The sequence below is a fragment of the Clostridium magnum DSM 2767 genome, from assembly GCF_001623875.1.
GTDB lineage: Bacteria > Bacillota > Clostridia > Clostridiales > Clostridiaceae > Clostridium_AM > Clostridium_AM magnum.
Genome location: NZ_LWAE01000005.1, coordinates 131,338 through 147,877, shown reverse-complemented (window position 1 = coordinate 147,877; position 16,540 = coordinate 131,338). Strand labels below are relative to the sequence as shown.

Below are 16,540 nucleotides of genomic sequence, written 5' to 3'. Positions count from 1 at the left end.
ACTATGTTAATATTAGGTTAACCCTCCGTTAACTATATTTTAAATATACAGAACCTACAACATAAAAATTTAAAATATACTATAATTAAATTAGTTATATATTAAAATTATCATAAGAAAGACATATGTGACATAATATGAAAAATCTACATTTGAAGGAAAGGGAAGTTTTATGACAAAAATTAAAATAGGAGAAACTATTGCTGCCATTGATGTAGGATCTAATTATTTAAGAATGAGTATAGCAGAGATTAGTACGGATAAAAACATAAGAATTCTTGAAAATGTAATAAAACCTACAAATATAGGCAAAGATACCTTTGCATCAAGGAAAATTTCTGTGAAAACTATGCATGAAACCTGTAATTATTTAAAAAACTTTACCCAATTGATAAAAGATTATAATGTAAAATTTTATAAAGCTATTTCTACTAGCGGAATTAGAGAAGCTGAAAATAAGCAATATATTTTAGAGCAGCTCAGACTTAGAACCGGATTAAATGTGGAATGTATTAATACTGCTGAGGAACGTTTTTTTATGTTAAAGACAATTAGCCACAGTTCTAATTTAAGTAGCTTAAACCGAGCATTGATTGTGAATATTACATCAGGAGCCGTTGAAGTATCAATCTTTGAGGAAGGACAGTTAAAATTTACTGAACAGGCTAAGATAGGATCTTTGCGCCTTAGAGAAACCCTAGGTGAATTGGAGTCAAAAACAATAGATTTCCCTGCAATAATGGAGCAGTTCATAGAAAGCAAACTTTATTCAATAAAATCTACCATAAAAAATCTTGATATTCAGTATTTTTTAGGTCTTGGAGGAGAACTAAGAACTATTTTTAACATTATAAGGACAAAGAATAATTTAAATAAACAAGAGGATTTTATGGAAAAGGAAAACTTTATAGAGAGAGAAGATTTCATAGAACTGTATAAAAACATTCAAAACATGACAAATGATCAAATAACATTTGCATATGGTGTTTCTTATAAAACTGCGGAGCTGATTTTACCTTCAATTCTAATTTTCTATTGTTTTCTTAAGATAACCAAAACTAAAAATATACAAGTTCCAATGGTATCTTTAAGAGAAGTTATCTTATATGACTTAGCGGAGGAGTTACTTGACATTGATAAGGGAAAAGAATCCATAAATCATATTATTAGTTCTATATGGCATATTGGCGAAAAGTATAGAATTGATAAAAAGCATGCAGCTTTTGTTGAAAACATTGCTCTATCTATATTTGACCAAACTAAAAAACTCCATAAACTTGGAGGAAAAGAAAGACTTTATTTACAGGTAGCCTCTATTCTTCATGACGTAGGAATTTTTGTAGATGCTTCTAACCACTGTGTTCAATCCCATAATATTATTCAAAGCCAGAATATTATAGGATTTTCTGATAGAGATCTACAGTTAACTGCCAGTGTGGCAAGATATCATTCAAAAGAAATCCCAAAGGAATCTCACAAAAATTATTATATATTATGTGACAAAGATAAAATGACCGTTTCTATTTTATCCGCTATTTTAAGATTGGCAGAAGCATTGGATATATCCCACCTGCAAAAAATAAAAGAATTAAAATTGTTAGAGGATAAAGATTTACTTTATTTCAATTTAAGCGCCGAGGAAGATATTATTTTAGAAGAATGGAACTTTATAAATAATTCAGATTTTTTCGAAGACGTATTAGGAGTAAAACCATTGATATAATCTTAGAAAGGAAGAAAAAAATGAGTATTTATCATTCACCTGAAAATTTTATAAATAGAGAATTAAGCTTAATAGAGTTCAACCAAAGAGTATTAGAAGAGGCTCAGGATACTAGTCATCCCCTTTTCGAAAGGTTAAAATTTGAATCCATTGTGAGTTCTAACTTAGATGAATTTTTTATGATTCGTGTAGGTTCCTTATCTGATCAGATTGCAGCGAAATTTAACAAACCAGATGCTGCTGGATTAACCCCAATAGAACAAATGGCCAAGATCTCTATGCGGGTTCATAAGCTAGTTTATGATCAATTAAATTGTTATAACCGTTCCTTGAAAATAGCTCTAAAGAAAGAAAATATTCTTTTCTTGAAATCTAAAGAGCTTAATGAAAAACAATGCCAATACATTAAAGAATATTATTTAAAGAATATTTATCCCGTACTTACACCTATGGTGGTTGATCAAAGCAGACCCTTCCCACTGATTTTAAACCGCAGCTTAAATATTGGCTTATTGCTGCAAGAAAGTAAAGATACTAATGAATATACTTTTGCTACTATCCAGGTTCCTTCAGTATTGGAAAGAATTATTGAAGTTCCTTATGATAACGGAAAAGCCTTTGTGTTTTTAGAAGACATCATTAAAATGAATTTAAATTCACTGTTTACTAGTCACAAAATCGTAGCTTCAAGCTGCTATCGTATTACACGCAATGCTGATTTAACTTTAGATGAAGAAGGAGCAGAAGATTTATTGGAAGCAATCGAAGAATCACTTAAACAGCGTAAATGGGGAAATGCAGTACGACTTGAATTTGAAAGTGGTATTGACGAAAGGTTACTTAATATCCTTGAAGAAGAACTAGAAATTTCAAAAGATCAAGAGTATGAAATTAATGGTCCTATTGATTTAACCTTTTTAATGAAACTTATAAAAAAAATAGGATATAAAAATCTAGAATATACTCCTATGAAGCCCCAGCTTCCATATGAATTTTTAAAAGCAAAGAATATATTTGAAGCAATTTCACAAAAGGATATTCTACTACACCATCCTTATGAATCCTTTGATCCAATTATTGATTTAGTAAAACAAGCAGCTGTAGATCCAAATGTTTTAGCAATAAAACAGACCTTATATCGTGTAAGTGGAAACTCTCCTATCATAAAAGCTTTAATTAAAGCGGCAGAGCAAGGTAAACAAGTTACAGTTTTAGTTGAATTAAAAGCAAGGTTTGATGAGGAAAATAATATTCTTTGGGCAAAGCGCTTAGAAGAGTCCGGATGTCATGTGATTTATGGCCTAATTGGCCTTAAAACCCACTGTAAGATATTACTTGTTGTTCGCAGGGAACAAACTGGAATTAAGCGCTATGTTCATTTAGGTACAGGTAATTATAATGATGTCACCGCTAAATTATATACAGACTTGGGCTTACTTACTACAAACCCCTATCTAGGATCAGATGCTTCTGCTATATTCAATATGTTATCAGGCCACTCTCATCCAACTGATTTGTATAAATTGAGCTTAGCACCTTTAAATTTGAGAGAGCGTTTTCTTTACATGATATCTCAAGAGACAAAAAATGCAAATATGGGAAAGGCTGCTAAAATTGTTGCTAAAATGAATTCTTTAGTAGATACAGAAATTATTGAGGCTTTATACAAAGCATCAAGTGCTGGAGTAAATATCGATTTGATTGTACGGGGAGTTTGTTGTCTAAGACCAGGTATTCCAGGAATAAGTGAAAATATATCTGTAAGAAGTATTGTAGGAAGACTTTTGGAGCACAGCCGTATTTATTATTTTTATAACGATGGAAATGAAACAATCTATTTGTCCAGTGCAGATTGGATGAATAGAAATTTAGATAGAAGAGTAGAGCTGTTGTTCCCAGTTGAAGACAAAGCTGCTCTGTTTAAGATAAAAGAGATTTTAGATATTTCTTTATCAGATACAGTAAAGACTAGGATATTAAACACTGATGGAACTTATACTAGAATTAATCGAAGAGGAAAAGAAAACATAGACAGTCAGAAAATTTTTTACAACATTGCAATGAAAAATAATTATGAGGAGCAAGCACAGTTACAATATAATAAAGAATATTGGATTGAAAATGGCTTTAAGCCCAGACTAGCCCATTCTATAGAATAATAGAATATTTTAAAAAATGTATTAAAGGGATTGTCTGATAACAGATTTTATATACAACGGTATAGTATTAAATATTTTGAAATAAATATTATATATTGTAAAATCTATAAAATTTTAGACATTCCCTTTAATATTGGATTTTAAATGAACTTATAATTTAAATTTTAACACCAAACTTTTAAGATTCTGAGAACACTCCTTTGATTTAGTTACCTGTGATAGAAGTTCCTGTAATTCTTCAGTTATAAATATCACTCTTTCTGCTGTATTAGTTGTACTTGATGCCCCTTCATTTGTAGCTAAGGTAATTTCATCTATTGCTTTCATCATATTATGTATAGAGCTTTGTAGTTCTTCTGCTGTAGTACTAAATTCGGAAACTAATGTATCTAGGTGTTTTGCATCATTATTATAATCGTCAGAAGCTTTTAACATAAGTTGATAATCATTTTTTATATTTGTATCTATAAAACTTAAAAGTTCAGTTGAACTTCCTGATAGGTTATCTACGGAACTTATAACTATTTTAATAATACTCTGAATCTTACTTGCAGTATTTTTTGAGTCCTCTGCTAGTTTTTTAATCTCCTCAGCAACAATAGCAAATCCTCTCCCTGCCTCTCCAGCTCGTGAAGCTTCAATTGCTGCATTCAAAGCTAGCAAATTAGTCTGCCTTGTAATTTGCAAAATTGCATCTGCTAACTCCTTGATTTGCATTACAGATTTAGCTTCCTCTAAAGCACAATTTACCTTTTCTTTTGTCCCATCTAACATTAGTGTGCCGCTTTCAAGGGTGGAATTAAGATTATATTTTATACTGCTTGCTCTACTACCTATTTCTTTAACATACGTTACTCCTTTTTGAGCTTTTGCTGAAATGGAGTCAACGGCTGCCATTATTTCTGATACAGAAGCATTCATCTCTTCAGTTGATGCTGCTGTTTCTTCCATATTAGCTGATACCTCCTGAGTTATCAAGGATACTTCATCTATTTGTTTATTTAATAAAGAGGTGTTAACTTCAACAGTATTGGCAGAATCAGCAACAGTATTGGCTTCTTTAACAACCCCATTTATGAAACTATTAACTTGTAACACCATTTCATTTAAGGTATTAGTAAGCAAGCCAATTTCATCCTTAGAATTTAATTTTATCTCCTTTATACTAATCTGGCCATTGTCATCCTTCTCAAAAGCTTTTGCCAACTTAACAATAGGCTCAGATATTTTTTTGCTTATAATTAAACTAACGATTACAATTACAAATAACGAAAGAACTACAAAAATTGTAGTAATCATAATATCTCTTTTCAGATTGTTGTTAAGCTCCAAACGCTTATTTTCAACTATTAAATTTATATTATCCACGTAATTTCCAGTACTTACTACCCAGTTCCATGGTTTAAACAGCTGAGAATAAGCTATTTTAGGACTTGATTTGTCACTACCAACATCCTGTGGTTTTTGCCACATAAAACTTGTGTATCCGGAGTTTTTATTATCTTTTGCAGCATTTATAATCTCTTTTATTAATTGAATTCCTTTTGCATCTTTAATATTATTTCTATTTGTTCCTTCCTGTTCAGGAACCATTGGATGTGCAATAAGTACTCCAGTTATGTCATCAATCCAAAAGTATCCATCCTTATCATATCTCAATTTTTTAATTTCCTTTTTTGCAGCCTCCTGTGCTTCTTTTTCAGTCATCTTACCCTCTTTATAGTTATCATAGTATGTATTTAATACACAGATAGCTGTTTCAACTTCACTTTTAATCATTTTATTATAATTATCAAATAATAATTTTTCTATGACCTTAGTTTCAGTTTTATTCAATTGTACAAGATTTGCTACACTATAACCTCCAGAAAGTATGATAAATATTGAAGATGTAACTAAAAATGATAATAAGATCTTAAACTTTATCTGTCTCATTATAATTCCCCCCAAATAAATATTTTGCCACATGTAACACCAACCTTTCATTGCTAGTGCCTATTTTATACTTATTTATTCATTATATCTACCAATCTTTTATTCTTCTTTAAGTTTATGTTAAATGTATCCATTATCCAATTTTTTAATAAACTTCGACAATACCTTATACATTTTTTGAATACAAGAATAAAATCCATTGTATTAAGTACCCCCTTTTCTATCGAGGAATCAAATATATTGTTCATATATATTTGATATTAAAAATAAATAGACTAACAAATTTAACACTAATTTAACAATTACATTATTATTGTTTTACTTTTATACTATAAAATGGAACAAGTTGATAACATACTTGTATTAGTAAAATTAAGTTGCCCCCATTGTACATAAGTCACAAGCCAAAGGAATATTGATATGCTAAATTCACGTGTTTATTCTATATATATTTGAATTACTTACACAATGATTTATTTAAAATTATACAAGGAGATTATAGTATGATAAATCCATTAGTTAAAATTTCAGATTATACCGAGGTGGAAGAATTGAAGAGTATAATTAGAACTAAAAACATTTCTACAGTCTATCAACCTATCGTTTCACTTTCTGATGGTAAAATTATAGGTTATGAAGCTTTGAGCAGAGGCCCTATAGATTCACCACTGCAAACGCCTGACAAATTATTTAAAGCTGCTCAGGTTCATAATAAAACTTGGGAACTAGAGCAATTATGCAGAATTAAAGCTATTGAAAAAGCAGCTAATATTGAAAAGAACAAGTATCTCTTTATAAACGTAGATCCCCATATATTTAAGGATGAAAAATTTAAGAAAGGATTTACAAAGGAATTTCTCGCTCAGCATAATATGTCACCTGAGTGTATAATATTCGAAATTACTGAAAAGACTTGTATAGAAGATTATAAAGGCTTTAAGCAAGCCTTGAGCAATTATGTAGATCAAGGCTATAAAATTGCCATTGATGATACTGGTTCTGGTTATTCGGGTCTTAAGATGCTTAATGAAACAAAGCCTCATTTTATAAAAATTGATATGGATTTAATTAGAAACATCAATGAGGATTCCTTTAAGCAATCTTTAATAGAATGTTTTGTTAAGCTTTCAGAATCAACCAATATGAAACTTATCGCTGAAGGCATAGAAACGGAAGAAGAGCTAGAAACATTAATAAATCTAGGTGTATATGCTGGACAAGGCTTCTTTATAGGACGACCCGCAGGGACATTTTTAGATATATCAAACTCCGTTAAGGATTTTATTATAAGGTGTAATAAACTAAAAAATAACATTTGTTATAGTTACCAATACAATACTATAGGCGAAATTGTAAGACGAGATAAGGCCTTTAGCCCCACAACCCAATGTAAAGAAATTAAAGAATATTTTGATGATAATGATATTACAGGAGCCTGTATTGTAAATAATAACAATATACCAGTAGGGCTTATCATGAGACACTCACTAGATTCTGCTCTTGCCACACAATATGGCGTAGCTGTTTTTACAAGACGTCCTATTTCATTAGTGATGGACAGTAATCCTTTAATAGTAGATTATTGTACACCAGTTAATGAAGTCTCGAAAATGTCTATGGCTAGAAAAACAGAAAATATATATGACTATGTTATTATAACTAATAATAGCAAGTACTATGGTATTGTTTCTATAAAATCCTTACTTAGCTATACTACTACATTGGAGTGTAATTACGCAAAACAACTTAATCCACTTACTGAATTACCAGGTAACACAGTTATACAAAACAACATAAATAATATAATTGAAGCTAAACGTACGTGCAGTGTTCTTTATTTTGATTTGGATAATTTTAAGATTTATAATGATACTTATGGATTTGAAAATGGTGACAGAGTTCTTAAATACACAGCTCAATTAATACACTCTGAAATAAAGTCACGTTTTCCTTACAATGGATTTATTGGACATATAGGTGGAGATGATTTTGTTGGTATAATAGAAAATCCAATTGAAGAATGTGAAAAATTATGCGAAAATATAATAAAAAAATTTGATATGGGGATTTTAAATTTTTTTAATGAGAAAGATAGGCATAACAAGTATGTTGAAGCAACAGATAGACGTGGAAATAAAGATGTATTTCCAATTACCTCTCTTTCAATTGCAGGTATATATGGTGCCTTAAATAGCTTCTCAGATCCAAAAGAAGTTGGATTATTTACAGCGGCGATAAAAAAAGAAGCAAAATTCATTAAGGGAAGCTGCTACTTAATAAAGACCGTTGACTAAACTTAACTAAATAAAAAAATGAACTGCTTTATATTATTTTTGTTTGTAAAGACAGTTCATTTTTTCCCTGGTTTTTATTATTAAAGCAAAAAAGCCTGCATTCTTTAAATCTAGAATGCAGGCTTTTTGTTAACTTCTTATTATTAGTCTGCTATAAATAGTGATAATTTAATCACCTCAGCTTACACTTACTTCAAAACTGCAGCTTAATTAAATCTAAATCTATGGAAAAATGTTTTTTAAGCAGTTCATTAAACTCAGCATTATTGGATATTTTTTTCTCAGAAACCCGTCCATTTTCAATAATCTTAAAATGCTCTCCGGTTAGTGCAACTCTTCCTTCCTTTGTTGGCATTGTGCAAAATTGGGTTTTGAGAAAGAGTGAATCAGGAAAGCTAGAGGTAAAATGGTTGGACATAAGATAATCTGTAGGGTAACACTGATCCAACGTGAAAGCATACATATAAATACTTTTATTGTCCACTTTTTCTTGTAATACATATCCGAATTTTGGATCTTTAATTAGTCGGTAAGTATGGTTAAACTGCTGTTGGTCTAATCCTTCCTCTAATAATAGAGGTGCAATAATACCATTCCTTCCAAAGCCAACATCCACTAACCATCTTTTCTCGCCGATTTCCACCATCAGTACCTGGTGTGTTTTAGGAGAAAAAAACTTTCCACCTACTTCCACTCTTGCCAATAGGTCTGTTACCTTAAATCCCAATTCTTTAAGAATAAAAGAGAATAATCCGTTCATTTCAAAGCAGTATCCCCCTCTTCTGTTCTCTACAATCTTCTTATATAAAGACTCTCTATCAAGCAATATTGGTCTTCTATAATATACGTCCAGATTTTCAAAAGGTATGTTTAATGTATGGGCTACGTGTAGATTATAAAGAGTTTCGTAGGAAATGTCTGTTTTCCCGTCATATTTTATTCTCTTAAGATAATCACTAATATTAAATAAATTATCTGCCACAATTCCACCTCCATTTAATTTATACTCATACTTATAAGTTATAGATATGATATTCTATACAAGATTCCTACTAATTCTCTTTATTCTACAAACTTGTGTAAACTCCTCTACTACTTCAAATGAAATTTTTTAGTGCTTCTTTCTCATAATTAATTTCTGAGCTAGTTCTTACTCTCATTCTTCTAAACAACTCAACCGGTGGGCACCAGCCTTGAAGTGCATGTTGAAGCAAAAAACCTCCAACTACCCCTGTTGCCAAAAACCACTTTTTATTTACTGTAAAACCCAATATTGTACTAATAACTACAGCGCTAGCTGCGTTGGCTTCCAAGACCCTTTCAATATCCCATTCTGCATCTAACTCTTTTATTCTATAAACAATTTCATCTTCACTCTTATCCTGATACATGCAAATATTTGCAAAAGTCTGTTCCTTGATTTTATTGTTTACTCGCTCATTAGTGTGCATCTGTACTCTTTTTGTTGTATCTGGAAAAATTGATTTCATAGATTGCCTCCTAAAAATAATATTCTACTGAAAATACATTAATTATATTATGCTCTTAAATAATATAATTTAATTTATAGTTTTAATCGAAAATTCAGAAAAAATGGTAAGCTATGGAATTTATTTGATTTCAAATAGAACTTTTTCAATATAAAAAGATGTGATGTAGTTTAAACTTACTACACCACATCCATGCCTTTTAAACAACAAATAACACTTTCGCAAAGGCAGGCTATTAACATAAAAACTTTCCAAGCCTTTAATTTTATTTTTCTTCAAGTAAATCTTTAATGGTTTCATCCAATTTTTCCGGCTCATATGTTGGTGCATACCTAGCAACAACTTTCCCATTTCTATCTACAAGAAATTTAGTAAAATTCCATTTAATGTCATCCCCTGTTGTGCTAAAGCCATATTCTTGTAATTTTTGATATAATCCTTCTGATGCAGCATCTTCCTCAGCCTTTGGTAATTCTGCCTTTAAGAACTTATATAATTCAGTTGCATTTTCGCCATTAACATCAATCTTACCAAAAGTTTTGAAAGTCGTTCCAAAGTTTATCTTACAGAACTGGGAAATTTCTTCGTTCTCTCCAGGGGCCTGCTCAAAAAATTGGTTACTTGGAAAATCCAGTACTTCAAAGCCGCTATCTTTATATTTATCGTATAGCTTTTGAAGCCCATCATATTGCGGTGTAAACCCACAGCCTGTAGCTGTATTAACTATTAAAAGCACTTTCCCCCTGTATTCACTCATGGAAATTTCATTACCTTTAATATCCTTTACTTTGTAATCATATATCATATTAATCTCTGCCTTTCTATTTTTTAAATTGATCTAAATAAGCTACTGCAGATAAGGCTGCTAAAGTATTAGTTTTTTTACAAAAGTTTCACCTGAGATTTTCGCTGGTATATCATTTATGATTTCTATAGACTTATCCACTTCTATTATGTCCTTATACATAGGTATATAATACACTTTTGATGCAATTGTAGAGATGAAGTTAGTTTCAGCTTCATCATGTTTGTTATAAGCAATTATTATACATTAACCAAATTTTTAATATCCTCTTTTATCTTTGAAAGCACTACTGTTGGTGCATATCTCTTGATTATATTTCCTTCAGAATCAATTAAAAATTTAGTAAAATTCCACTTTATCTTATTATTAAAAATCCCTTTTGCTTCGTTAGTTAAATATTTAAATAATGTATGAGCGTTATCTACATTTACATCTATTTTTTCAAACATAGTAAAAGTAACACCATAATTTAGTGTGCAAAATTTATTTACTTCTTCATTAGTTCCTGGATCCTGCTTGGCAAATTGATTACATTAAAAACCCAAAATCATCTAAACTTGAAAAGGACAAATTGTAAGCACAAAGTTAAATGTTAACTAAATAAATTTTATATTTTTTGCTTATACTAAATTATTATTAAAACTTAAATGAAAGGAATGTTCTGCTTGAGTATATTTAATAAATTTCGCAAGAATCCTAATATTGAAACAAAAATTAGCAGTGAAAACTATATATATGAGAAACTAAAAAGAATACAAGTATTCAATAATGTTGATAACAATGCCAAAGTTATAGAAACTGTGTTTGATAATAATAGTGGTATCATCCAAAGAAAGTTATCGCTTTCAAAACAAAATATTCCAATATTAATAGTATATGTAGATGGAATGATTGATAAACAGCTTGTGACCGAGAATATTATTAAACCAATATTAGCTTTTAAAGATTCAGATATTGAAAATAGTGATATTAGTATTAATTACGTTAAGGAAAAAGTTATAACTTCCAATGAGATTAAAGAAGGCTTCACCTTTGATGTTCTTGTATATGAAATTTTATGTGGAAACACTATTGTGTTCTTTGATGGGTGTAGTACCTCATTTATAATAAGTAATAACGATATGAAGGGACGTAATATTGAAAAACCTGATACTGAGCAATCAGTAAGAGGTGGAAAACAAGCATTTGTAGAAAGTTTAAATACTAATATCGTTTTGCTAAGAAAAATGATAAAAACTCCTGATTTAAATATTGAGATTTTAAATATTGGAAAACGAACTAAAACTTCTGTAGCCATAGTATACCTAAAAGGAGTAATAAATAAAGATTTACCTCAGGCAATAAGAAATAAGATTAATGAAATTGATATTGATGGTATAGTTGCAAGTAATCAGATTCAGGCTCTTATTCAAAAGCATAAATGGACTGTGTTTCCTCAGATGGCTGCTACTGAAAGAGTAGATAGAATAACAAGTGCAATACTTGAAGGTAGAGCAGCAATTCTTGTTGATCAAACACCTTATGTACTTATTGTACCTACAACATTTAATTTGTTCTTAAGCACTCCAGATGATTACTACGAGAAATCAATTATAACTTCCCTACTTAGAATTATAAGATACTTAGGTTTTTTTGAAGCTTGTTCTATTTCTGCATTGTATATAGCTCTAACAACATATCATCCTGGATTACTTCCTACCTCTCTGGCTTTATCGATTACCGGCACAAGAGTTAGTATGCCTTTTACTGTCACATTGGAAATTCTAATAATGGAAACAGCTTTGTATCTGATACAGGAAGCTGCTATACGTCTTCCCAAGGCAGTAGGTCAGACAGTAGGTATTGTTGGAGCATTAGTTATAGGTCAATCAGTTGTTCAGGCAGGTATTGTAAGTCCCATAATAGTTGTTATAGTTGCCTTATCTGCTATTTCATCATATACCTTGCCAAATTATACATTTTCCCTTTCCACTATTGCAATAAGATTATTTTTAATAATTTGTGCCACCTTTTTAGGATTATTTGGTTTTGTAATTGGGGCTTTTGCAGTATTAGTTCATGCAGCTTCTCTTGAGAATTTTGGAATAAAATATTTATCAGACTATTCTCCATATAATAAGGAAACCCTAAAGGACACCTTCATCATTGCTCCGCTGCATATTGTTCACAAAAGGCCAGAGTATCTCGAGACTGAAGATACCGTAAGAGCAAAGAATGATAAAAGGGATGATTTGAATGAATAAAAAACTGGAAAGTATTAGAATGTTAAGCATTGTTATCAATGCTATGATCGGAATTGAACTAATAACCATGCCCTCAAGTGCTGTTAAATATGCTAAAAATGATGCTTGGCTTTCTCCTTTAATAATAGGAGCAATTATTTTACTTAATACTCAACAAGGCTTTTGGGTTTGCAAACAATACCCCGAATTAAATTATGCTCAGATTATGGAAAAGCTTTATGGAAGGTTTTTAGGAAAAGTATTTATCCTAGTGAATATAATTTACAATATTTATATAAATGGGATATCTATTCGGCTTTTTTCTGAAAGTGTAAGTATGTTTCTACTTGATCAAACTCCTGTTATTATAATATTAATAGCTACTATGTCAATAGTAACCTACTGCATTCTAATGGATTTTGAAACAATAAGTATAGTATTTGATATTCTACTTCCAATAATATTGTTGTTTATACTTCTGTTAATAATAATAGCTCTTACAGCTATAACTCCATACAATTTATATCCACCTATGTATAAGGGGGTTCTGCCTGTTTTAAAGGGCTCAATTAGTTCACTGAATCCTGCAGCAGCTGCATTTGTATTTGCTTTTTTACTGCCCATGTTTAAAGCCCCCCAGGCTACAAAAAAATATGTTAATTTAGGAATTATAGTATCCACCATCATTTATTCAGTATTTGTCGCTCTTTGTATTATGGTTTTTGGAGCTGAAGAAATTAATTATCTGACTTTTCCAACACTTACCCTATCAAAGGCAATTCAGTTGAATAGCGAAGTGTTTGAAAGAGCTGAAAGTTTATTTATGGCAGCTTGGATTCCAAATTCAATCACTACATTTATAGTTTATTTTTTAATATCAACTATCAGTACTAAAGCATTTTTTAATACTAAAAAAGATGCTTTAGTAAAATTAGCACAATTACCCTTTATTTTTATTATAGCTTTATTGCCTCGAAATAATGTGGAAGTATTTAAAATGCTGGAATGGGCTAATAACGGAATAATTCTTTTGGCTTTTTTGTATGTTCCAATGGTTACTTTAACTGCATTTTTTAAGAAAGGACGTGCTAAATAATGAAAAATAATATCCTCCGAAGATTATTTTTATTATCACTTATTTCTATAACTGTTTTCATTCTTAGTGGTTGCTGGGGTAAAATTGAAATAGAAAGACGAGGATATATTCTTGGAGTCGCAATAGATAAAGCTGATACTAAAAACTTAAACACAGCATCCTTTGAATATATGCCCCTTGAAACTACTGGACCTCTATATGCCTTTACAATAGATGTCCCTATAATCTCCAGCTCCTTAAATAAGCCTTCTGGTCAGTCAGGAGGAAATGCAGATAAGGCACGGAATTGGACTTTAACTGTTATATCAAATACTTTTTTTGAAGCTAACAGACAATATTCTACCAGATTAAATTATCCACCTTACTATTCTCATCTTCAGTCTATTGTAATAAATTCAGATGTGGCAGAAGATGATATATCAAAACTTCTAGATATGTTTTTGAGAGACACGGAAATGAGAAGAAGAACAAAGGTTTTTATCACTCCAGGCCATGCAGCTGACCTTCTGCGAGTAATACCTAAAATAGACAATTCTCCTTCACAATATTTAAAATCACTGCCAAATAATAATTTCAAAACATCAAGACTGCTGCATAAGACAGATTTGGGGAAAGTATCTGAGGCAATACATGAACATAGAGACTTTGTACTTCCTAAAGTTGTTGCAAATAAATATGAAATCAAAGATGCGGGGTGTGCAGTTTTCAAAGACAATAAAATGGTAGGCTGGCTTGATGAAATTAGAACTAGCTACCTTAAATGGATAGTTAATTACGCCAATGGTGGCTTAGTTTCAGTTAACCTCCCAGAATGTAGTAACTCCCCCTTTACATTGGAAATAAAAAAAATAAAAACAAAACAAAAACCAATAGTAACTGAGGACTCTGTCGAAATGGAACTTGATATTAAAGCAAATTTAGATATTGGTGAAACAAGTTTACCAGGCCTTCGTAATGTATTTAATTCAGAATTTTGTTCTCAGCTTGAAAAGGCGGCTGAAAAAAAGATAAAAAAGCAAATAGAAGATACTATATCCTATGTTCAGAGGGAATACGGTGCAGATGTATTTTACTTTGGCACAAATATACAAAGATTTGCACCAAAGGCTTGGGATAAGCTAAAAGATAATTGGGATGAAGTATTTAAAACACTTAGAGTTACTGTGAATGTGGAAGTAAAAATTAATCAGCTTGGTCTTACAAGATAACTTACATATGTATCTATCAATTTATTATAAAAGACCGCTCACCAAAAAAATCACAGTCAGCGGTCTTTTTAAGTTAAGTAGATAATTTGCTTTTTCTCTTCTCAGATGGCTGTCTCTAGCATCTATCTAATATTTTTGAACCCAGGATATATTCTGCAATAAGTGTCATACGCTTTATTCAACACCTCAACTGATGAGGAGTTTGGCTCATAGGATATGCAGTTTTCTGATTGTTTCAGGAGATCTGTAAACCTATGGTAGTCGGTTATTAACCCCTGTGCAACCATTACAGATGCTGCAACTGCCATAGATGGCGAAAACTCTGAGTCATTGTACACCAACACTTCATGATCTAGTATGTCTGCAAAAATTTGACACCATACTTTAACCTTTGCTCCTCCGCCAATTAAAGAAATTTTATTTGGCTTACCACCAATACTTTCAATTCCCTGACGAATTGAAAAAGCCACACCTTCAAGGCAGGAACGTGCCATGTCCTGCTTGGTAGTCTCAGGGGTTATTCCCACAAAACCTCCTCTAATCTTTGTATCCATAACAGGGAAACGTTCCCCTACTAAATATGGCAAAAATATTAGTCCATGACTTCCTGGTGTACTTTCCTCCAAAAGCTTACCAACATAATCATACTTTTCATTCTCTTCCCTATCCTTAGCTAAGGTTTTGCTAATCCATTTGTGCACATTTCCAGCATTTAAAAAAGGTACTACATTGATATATAAGTTTTTAGGCATTGCTGCAAGATTAAATACTCCTTCTTTAAGAAGTACATCTGAAGATACACTTGCCACCCAACCTGTTGTACCAATATTTATATTGAACTCTCCATCAGAAGCTATTCCACTGGCTAGTGTAGTTGCACCTGCATCTCCAGTGCCTGCATAAACTGGTGTACCAACAGAATAACCAGTTTCTATAGATGCTTTTTCTGTAACTATTCCGGCCTGTTCCTCAGCATGCAGTAGAAGAGGTAGTTTATCCTTGACCATTCCTACAGCACTTACCCAATCAGTATTCCAACGCTTTTTATGGATATCCATAAGCCCTGTTGTAGCTCCTGTTGTCACATCAGTAACATATTCCCCTGTTAGCCTTAAAATAATATAATCTTTAGAGCTTATCACTACTTTATATGTATTTTGATAATCATTAAAACGATTCTGTTTGAGCCATAAAAGCTTTGCAAAGGGCATAGAGCCATCAAAATTGTTTCCTGTACTTTTTAGTATTTCTTGAATCCCTACTATTTCGGCAATCTCCCTAGCTTGCTTCTCAGCTCTTCCATCGGAATACAGAACAGCATTACCAACATTAATGCCGTTTTTGTCTACAGGTATCAGGTCCTGCATCTGTCCGCTCATTACTATTCCAATAATATCTTCTGGACTATATCCATGAGCAAAACACTCCTTTGAAATCTCACAAAAGGCTTTGTGCCAGTCTAATGGACTCTGTTCTTTAAAATCTCCTTCAAATATAGTTTCTATATTAATACTTTTCGTGAAAACTGCTGTACCTTCAACTGAAACCAAAACACCCTTTACAGCTGTTGTACCGATATCAAATGTTGCGATATACTTCATTGCTTCC

11 protein-coding genes and 2 pseudogenes are annotated in these 16,540 nt (G+C 31.4%); 6 read left to right on the top strand and 7 right to left on the bottom strand.

Annotation, left to right across the window (positions count from 1 at the left end):
- Positions 1-172: 172 nt before the first annotated feature.
- Both CLMAG_RS19620 and CLMAG_RS19615 read left to right on the top strand, forming a co-directional pair.
- Positions 173-1,723, top strand: a complete 1,551-nt coding sequence (locus tag CLMAG_RS19620; protein ID WP_066626544.1) for a Ppx/GppA phosphatase family protein — start codon at positions 173-175, stop codon at positions 1,721-1,723.
- A gap of 20 nt (positions 1,724-1,743) precedes the next feature.
- Positions 1,744-3,882: an RNA degradosome polyphosphate kinase gene (locus CLMAG_RS19615; protein ID WP_066626543.1), complete on the top strand. Its 2,139-nt coding sequence runs from the start codon at positions 1,744-1,746 to the stop codon at positions 3,880-3,882.
- 150 nt (positions 3,883-4,032) lie between these two features.
- On the opposite strand, the gene CLMAG_RS19610 is transcribed toward CLMAG_RS19615, so the two are convergent.
- Positions 4,033-5,817, bottom strand: a complete 1,785-nt coding sequence (locus tag CLMAG_RS19610; RefSeq protein ID WP_066626542.1) for a methyl-accepting chemotaxis protein — start codon at positions 5,815-5,817, stop codon at positions 4,033-4,035.
- Positions 5,818-6,320: 503 nt separating this feature from the next.
- Between CLMAG_RS19610 and CLMAG_RS19605 the strand changes: the two genes are divergently transcribed.
- A complete protein-coding gene (locus tag CLMAG_RS19605) occupies positions 6,321-8,111 on the top strand; it encodes a GGDEF domain-containing protein (protein ID WP_066626541.1) in 1,791 nt (596 codons plus the stop codon).
- A gap of 193 nt (positions 8,112-8,304) precedes the next feature.
- Here the strand turns inward: CLMAG_RS19605 and CLMAG_RS19600 are convergent, their stop codons facing one another.
- The 5 genes and pseudogenes from CLMAG_RS19600 to CLMAG_RS19585 form a co-directional block, all read right to left on the bottom strand.
- Positions 8,305-9,093: an arylamine N-acetyltransferase family protein gene (locus tag CLMAG_RS19600; protein ID WP_066626540.1), complete on the bottom strand. Its 789-nt coding sequence runs from the start codon at positions 9,091-9,093 to the stop codon at positions 8,305-8,307.
- Between the two features lie 115 nt (positions 9,094-9,208).
- Complete coding sequence (locus tag CLMAG_RS19595) at positions 9,209-9,601, bottom strand: YgaP family membrane protein (RefSeq protein ID WP_066626538.1); 393 nt, start codon at positions 9,599-9,601, stop codon at positions 9,209-9,211.
- A 265-nt stretch (positions 9,602-9,866) separates the two neighbouring features.
- Positions 9,867-10,406, bottom strand: coding sequence for a glutathione peroxidase (locus CLMAG_RS19590; RefSeq protein ID WP_066626536.1), 540 nt, complete (start codon positions 10,404-10,406; stop codon positions 9,867-9,869).
- 63 nt (positions 10,407-10,469) lie between these two features.
- Positions 10,470-10,646, bottom strand: a pseudogene (locus tag CLMAG_RS30995) (thioredoxin reductase); the annotation flags it as partial.
- Positions 10,646-10,939, bottom strand: a pseudogene (locus CLMAG_RS19585) (glutathione peroxidase); the annotation flags it as partial. The pseudogenes CLMAG_RS19585 and CLMAG_RS30995, both read right to left, overlap by 1 nt.
- Before the next feature lie 132 nt (positions 10,940-11,071).
- On the opposite strand from CLMAG_RS19585, the gene CLMAG_RS19580 reads away from it, so the two are divergent.
- Genes CLMAG_RS19580 through CLMAG_RS19570 form a run of 3 tightly spaced genes read left to right on the top strand, consistent with a single transcriptional unit; the run spans position 11,072 to position 14,932 of the window.
- Positions 11,072-12,649, top strand: a complete 1,578-nt coding sequence (locus tag CLMAG_RS19580; protein ID WP_066626532.1) for a spore germination protein — start codon at positions 11,072-11,074, stop codon at positions 12,647-12,649.
- Entirely contained in the window at positions 12,642-13,724 is a 1,083-nt protein-coding gene (locus tag CLMAG_RS19575; RefSeq protein WP_066626530.1) for a GerAB/ArcD/ProY family transporter, read from the top strand. The genes CLMAG_RS19580 and CLMAG_RS19575 overlap by 8 nt, the downstream gene beginning before the upstream one ends.
- Positions 13,724-14,932 (top strand): Ger(x)C family spore germination protein, encoded by a 1,209-nt coding sequence (locus CLMAG_RS19570; protein ID WP_066626528.1) that lies wholly within the window; start codon positions 13,724-13,726, stop codon positions 14,930-14,932. Before CLMAG_RS19575 ends, CLMAG_RS19570 begins: the two co-directional genes overlap by 1 nt.
- A 122-nt stretch (positions 14,933-15,054) precedes the next feature.
- Here the strand turns inward: CLMAG_RS19570 and CLMAG_RS19565 are convergent, their stop codons facing one another.
- Complete coding sequence (locus tag CLMAG_RS19565) at positions 15,055-16,533, bottom strand: xylulokinase (protein ID WP_066627034.1); 1,479 nt, start codon at positions 16,531-16,533, stop codon at positions 15,055-15,057.
- Between the last annotated feature and the right edge of the window lie 7 nt (positions 16,534-16,540).